General features: G+C 68.9%; 4 protein-coding genes and 1 pseudogene. 2 read left to right on the plus strand and 3 right to left on the minus strand.

The window, feature by feature from the left end:
- Nucleotides 1-179: 179 nt before the first annotated feature.
- The gene (locus ACIRYZ_RS46035; protein ID WP_402955598.1) at nt 180-1,577 is read right to left on the minus strand and encodes a flavin monoamine oxidase family protein; all 1,398 of its coding nucleotides are present in this window, start codon (nt 1,575-1,577) and stop codon (nt 180-182) included.
- Nucleotides 1,578-2,634: 1,057 nt separating this feature from the next.
- Here ACIRYZ_RS46035 and ACIRYZ_RS46040 point away from each other — a divergent pair.
- Nucleotides 2,635-3,727 (plus strand): annotated as a pseudogene (locus ACIRYZ_RS46040) (integrase core domain-containing protein).
- A gap of 152 nt (nt 3,728-3,879) precedes the next feature.
- Here ACIRYZ_RS46040 and ACIRYZ_RS46045 read toward each other — a convergent pair.
- Entirely contained in the window at nt 3,880-4,185 is a 306-nt protein-coding gene (locus ACIRYZ_RS46045; RefSeq protein ID WP_402955601.1) for a hypothetical protein, read from the minus strand.
- 54 nt (nt 4,186-4,239) lie between these two features.
- The gene (locus tag ACIRYZ_RS46050) at nt 4,240-4,902 is read right to left on the minus strand and encodes a hypothetical protein (protein ID WP_402955604.1); all 663 of its coding nucleotides are present in this window, start codon (nt 4,900-4,902) and stop codon (nt 4,240-4,242) included.
- 281 nt (nt 4,903-5,183) lie between these two features.
- On the opposite strand from ACIRYZ_RS46050, the gene ACIRYZ_RS46055 reads away from it, so the two are divergent.
- On the plus strand, nt 5,184-5,492 hold the full coding sequence (locus ACIRYZ_RS46055; RefSeq protein WP_402955607.1) for a DUF4193 domain-containing protein: 309 nt from the start codon (nt 5,184-5,186) through the stop codon (nt 5,490-5,492).
- The last annotated feature ends 509 nt before the right edge of the window (nt 5,493-6,001 follow it).

Below are 6,001 nucleotides of genomic sequence, written 5' to 3' on the forward strand. Positions count from 1 at the left end.
ATCGCCCTCGTCATGCTCTGCCTCGGCGGCAACCGTCCCGCCCTACCCCGCCGCCAACTCACATGACCCGACCCACAGGTCCAACACAAGAGCCCGAAAAAACCGGGGCGGCGGTGTCCGAAAACCACGCACGCCGCCGGCGATCGCACGAACAGCGACGACGGATCCGGGCGTTCGGTTCAGCGAGCCCAGCCCCGCGCGCCTGTCGGCCGACGGCTCGACGACAGCACGGCCAGGACTTCGTCCACCGCTCGCTCGCCGGAGCGCACCGACCCCTCCATCAGGCCGTGCATCAGCGTCGCCGACTCCGTACCGGCCCAGTGGATCCGGCCGAGCGGCTCACGCAGCGCGCTGCCGTAGTTCGTCAGAACGCCAGGCGGGAAGTGGCCCACCATCCCGCCCAACGACCACGGCTGGGCCGACCAGTCGGTCTCCAGGTAGCCGGTGGGCCGGCGCGCCTGGGGGCCGAAGCGCTCGGCCAGCGCGGCCAGCCAAATCTCCTTGCGCTGCTGCGGATCCAGCCGGCCCAGCCGCAGGGCCCCGGCGGCGAACGCGTAGCTGCTGAGCACGCCCGGCAGCCCCGAACGCGGCGTCTGGTCGATGGTGCCCGGGACGGGCGAGCCGGGCGCGAGCGTCTGTCCCGACAGATGCCGCCGGCGCCAGAACGGCTCCGGGTAGGTCGCGTGCACCCGGATGATCGCCCCGGGTGCCACCCGCTGGCGCAGGTGGCTGTGCACGGCGGGAAGCGGCGGGTCGAAGCGGATCCGGCCGGCCAGCACGGGCGGCGTGGCGACGATCACCCGCTGCGCCCGCACGGCGAGCGCATCGGAGAGGATCTGCACGTCGCCGCCATCGTGCACGATCTGCCGCACCGGGCTCGACAGCCGCACCGCGTCACCCAACTGCTCGGCCATCCGCCGGGCGAGTTCCGGGGCTCCGCCGTCCACGAGGTGGGATTCGGTCTTCCGGGTGTCGGTGTAGTAGCCGAAACCGCCGCCCCCTCTGGCCAGGACGAGGGCACCGAGCAGGGAAACCTCCGCCGGATCGGCGCAGAACAGCAGGTTCATGGTCGAGTGGAGCAGCGTGTACGCCGTGGACGAGGGCACGTTGAGCAGGTCGGCGAGCCACTGCCCGAGCGTACGGCTATCCCACTGCCGGGCGTTGCGGGCCCGCCAGGGGGCATCGGCTGGCAGCTGGCGGGCCATCAGGTTCAGGCGCGCAAAGGCCAGGCCGAGAGCGGCGAGTGCGCCCGGGCCGGCCTTGGGGACGCCACCTCGGTAACGATGGTTCACGCCGTCCAGGCGCAGGATGTGATCACCGCGCTCGTCCTGCGGGTACACCGCCAGCCCCAGCTCCCGGCAGAGCCGGAACATGCGCTCCTGCCCCTTGCCGAGCCAGGTGCCGCCCGCCGAGACCACGGTCCCGTCGGGCAGCTCCCGGTTCCAGACCCGGCCACCCACCCGGTCCCCGGCCTCGAGCACGACGACCTCGCGGCCGGTCCCCGCCAGTCGCCTCACGGCCGCCAGACCAGCGAAACCCGCACCGACGACACACACATCCGCCTGCACCCGTGCCATGACCACCTCCACGGTGCAGCCTCACCCGCCGCGCCCCCTCCCGCCCGGCGGATCATCCATGGGGACCAGTACGCCCCGATCGGGCCGTAGACAGCACGTGGCGTCGCGGCTTGCGTGTCCGCCCTGTCAGGTTCCGGGGCGGTCCGGCCGCCGTCGCTCGTCGAGATCCGGGAGTAACTTCTCGAACGTGGCTGGGAGTTGAGACTACGTCCATTCCGATACGCCTATGCCATTTCAGCGAGCCGCAGGTCGGGAAGCGACACCTTGTTCCGCGGCAACCCCTTAGGATCAAATTCGGACGAAAGTTCGAAGTCACACTCATTTGAGTGAACCTGTACACGATCGAGTGATATTAGATTCAGTCAGGGCAGCTAACCGGTCGGGGGCTTGCGCGAGCTGCAGACCGCGACCGTTCCCCCCGCCGGAATTGCTCCGGTCGGGCCGTAGACCACCGTCCTACGACAACTGAAAGGATAATCAGATGATCCTCAATCTGCTCGGCGACATCCTCAAGGCTCTCGGCTGGCTGCTCTAAGCGTGTCGTCTAACCTCGGCGGTCATTTCGACCCGCTGAGATCTTCGGGGTCCAGGGGGGCATGTGACGTGGTCGTTCTCCACGCTTCGAGATGTCGAGTCAATGAACCTGGATCCACCCGTCGGTGGTCGCGTGATACCGGACCATCGACGAAGACGTGCCTTGTGACCTGCGTCGACGGGAGCTCTCCCGGCTTCCGACCCGCAGCGGGACAAGGCACGTCATAACAAGGGCACGATGTCGCAAGGCACGTCGTCAGTGAAATTCCCCCATGCCGCCGCCGCGTCCTCATCGTCACTGACTCCGCGCCGCTGTCCGCGCCGGTGATGGTCGCCACCGCTTCACGCAAGGGCACGGCCGGCTCGGCCAGGCCGTCTCGCCGATCGCCGAGGCCATCAAGACTGCGGGTGCCGATAAATCATCCGGCCTGGTCACAGCCTTGTCTGCCTGATCGCGGGTCGTGTCTGCAGGCCTCCTGGTTGTCTTCCCCAGGGGTCAGTACAGACGGCATGATGATCTGTCGTGCTGCTGCGTCTGGCCTACCTCGCCGCAACCAACACCTTCGCGCTGCTGCGGATCCCGCCGATGAGCGACAGAGAGAAAGACATCGAGATCCTCGCGCTCCGGCACCAGCTGCTGGTCCTGCGGCGCCAGGTCGGCAGGCCCGTCTTCAACGATACCGACCGCGCCGTGCTCGCCGGCCTGCTCCACCTCCTCCCAATGGACAAGCTGCGGCGCTTCTTGCTGCTGGTCCGCCCGGACACGGTCCTGCGCTGGCACCGCGACCTGCTCAAGCGACGCCATGCCGCGACCTGCGTGCCGAAGCGTCGCGGGCGCCCACCCACCGTCCGCTCGGTCCGTGTCCTGGTGCTGCGCCTGGCCAGGGAGAACAGCTCGTGGGGCTACCGCAGGATCCACGGCGAACTCGCCGCGCTCGGTATCAAGGTCGCCGCCTCCACCGTCTGGGAGATCCTCCGCGAGCACGGCGTCCCGCCCGCGCCCGAGCGGCAGAGCACGAGCTGGGCCGACTTCCTGCGCGGCCAGGCCGAGGCCCTGCTCGCCTGCGACCTCTTCGAGGTCCGCACGCTGGCCGGTGCCCACCTGTACGTCTTCGCCGTCGTCGAGCACGCCACTCGCAGGGTCCGGGTCCTGGGCGCCACCACGCATCCGACCGCGGACTGGATCGTGCAGCTCGGACGTAACCTCCTCATGGACGTCGAGGACGCCGGCAGCCGGGCCAGGTTCCTCATCCGCGACCGCGACTCCAAGTTCACCGCCGCCATTCGACGCCCTGCTGACCGACGCCGGAATCGAGATCGTCACCACCGGCATCCGGATACCCCGGATGAACTCCCTCATCGAGCGCTGGATACAGACCTGCCGCAAAGAGCTCCTCGACCGCACCTTGATCTGGAACCAGAACCACCTCCTCCACGCACTCCGCGAGTTCGAGACCCACTACAACGAGCACCGGCCACACCGAACCCTGGACCAAGCCGCACCCCTGCGCCCACTACCCGAACCGATCAACCCGCCAGCACAGCTCGGCAACCTGGACGTCCGTCGACGAAACCGCCTCTGCGGAACCCTCCACGAGTACCAACATGCCGCGTGACCAGGCCGGATGATTTTTCGGCACCCGCAGTGTTCCGCGGGGCCCGGCCGGTGGGAGGCCAGCAGCGCCGAGCCGCGGCGCGGCTGCTCTGCTCGGCGGCCCGGTGGTGCTGTGGTGGGGCCGCCGTGGCGGGAATGCTAGACCTGTGATCGTCAGGTTGCTAGGGCTTTGACCTGCGTTCTTTCGGGCGCGAACATGCCATCGGCGCGGCGGGTTCGGGTGGTCAGCGGTACGGGCCGATCAGCAGGACGGTGACCACCGCGTCGCCCTGGCTCGTGCTCCTGGCGGTCGTCGGCGTCCGGGCCCCAAGCCCAGTAGGTCCGCCAGGCATCGGCGCCGGTCTCCTGCCAGGTGTCGGCGATGCCGCACAGCAGGCCGGTGACGAAGTCGGCCGGGACCCGGGTGGGGGTGGCAGCCCGGCTGCCACCCCCACCCGGTCCGCATCCGCGCGCGGTCATTTCAGGCGGCTACCCGGGCCCGCGTCGGGGTCCAGCCGCCCGCTCCTCCAGCGCCTACCCGGCCACCTGGTAGAGACCGCGGCCGACGCGCCGGACGCGGGAGGACTTCACGAGGCGCTCCAGCGAGGTCCGCACGGTGTTCATACCGGCGGCGGTGTCGGCGCGGCCCAGCACACCGGCGACCTCGCGGACCTTGACCGGGCCGGCAGCCGCGGCCAGGTGCGCCACGATGGCCTCCGACACCCCGGATGCGCGTGGCGCCGGGACCGACGCCACGACCTTGGCCTCGACCACGGCGGCCCTGCGAGGCGAGCGAGCCGGCGTCTTGGCCTTCACCGGCGCGGGCTTCGTCGCACTGCTCTTCCTCACCGTCTTCTCCACCGCCCGGGCCGCCTTGGCGCCCTCGGCCGTCGGCGCGGTGGCCGGCTTCGCTCCCTTCGACGTGCGGGTGCGGCCGCGCACAGCCTTCGATGCCGACCTCTTCTCGACGTCCGCCGCGACGGCGGTGATCTCGGAGACAGGCGCCTGCTGGAGGAAGGCAGCGCCGGCCAGTGAACGCAGGCTCGCCAGAGCGCCGCGCGCCGCGTCCAGCCGCTCGGAGGCCGCGTTCAACTCCTCCTCCAGCCGGCGCTGCTCCTTCTCAAGCAACGGCAGCTCACGGTTCAGCAAGGCGATGGTCGCCTCAACACCGTCGTGGATCCGGGGCTTGGTTGCCAAAGTGGCCTCACTTCATCATGCCGTCGCAGCCACCACAGGTGCGATGGCCAGCGACGGCCCTACGGGGCAAATACCGCGCAAGTGTATAGATCACCCATTAGAGTGATGACCACGAGACTGAGCCGTCCCGCCCTCGGCGCGGGTCGTGGCCGCCGACGCCACGTCGCGACAGAGCGTCCGGGCTATCCGAGTGGACCCCCGCGCGGTGCCGACACCGCGCCGACGAGGCAAGCTGGCGCTGATCCTCTCCCCCGCCCGTCCACTGATGAGAAGGCAGCATCTTGGCAACCGACTACGACGCTCCGCGCAACACCACCAGCGACGACTCCAGCGACGACAGCATCGAAGAACTGAAGAGCCGACGCGACGACAAGACAGGCTCCGCGGTCGACGTTGACGCCGAAGCCGTCGAAGGCACCGAGCTGCCCGGTGCCGACCTGTCAGACGAAGAACTCACCGTGCGGGTCGTACCTCCCCAACAGGACGAGTTCACCTGCATGACCTGCTTCCTGGTCCACCACCGCGCCCAGCTCGCCGGGGAGGACAAGAACGGCCAGCCCATCTGCCGCGACTGCGCCTCCAAGGCCTGAACAGCGACGGGTCGCCCCTGACTCACCGGTCCCTGGAGCGGCTGGACGTCAGTGGCCTCCAGCCTGATCGGGGTGTAGATAGCGGTGGATGAGACCCGCTGTCCCCTGTGGAGAGGGGGCAAAGTATGGGGAGGCGGCGGAGAAGTGCACGACCGGGCCAGCATCATCATCAGGCCGGATCACCCCTCCGTCTCCGTCGGCCGTCAACCCGGCCACGGTCTCGGTCATCTCTGGCGTCTCCTTGATCATCAGATCCGCCGTTGATTAGACACTCCCGGCGATCGACTTTCGGAATCTCCGGCTCAGGAACAACTGTGGTCAGCAGGACCGCACAGCGGTGGAGTCGGTCGGCGGCCGCGACGCCAGCCGATCGGTGGGGGACTCCGTGCACCTGATCGGGGTCTGTACAGCCAGCGGCTCTTACAAGATTTTCGTAGCTGATGATTGTTTCAACTCGCCTGTGGTGTCGCCTGGTTGACGGTGAGACGCTGTCTGGGTGTGTTGTCATG

Source organism: Kitasatospora sp. NPDC101155, assembly GCF_044768305.1.
GTDB lineage: Bacteria > Actinomycetota > Actinomycetes > Streptomycetales > Streptomycetaceae > Kitasatospora.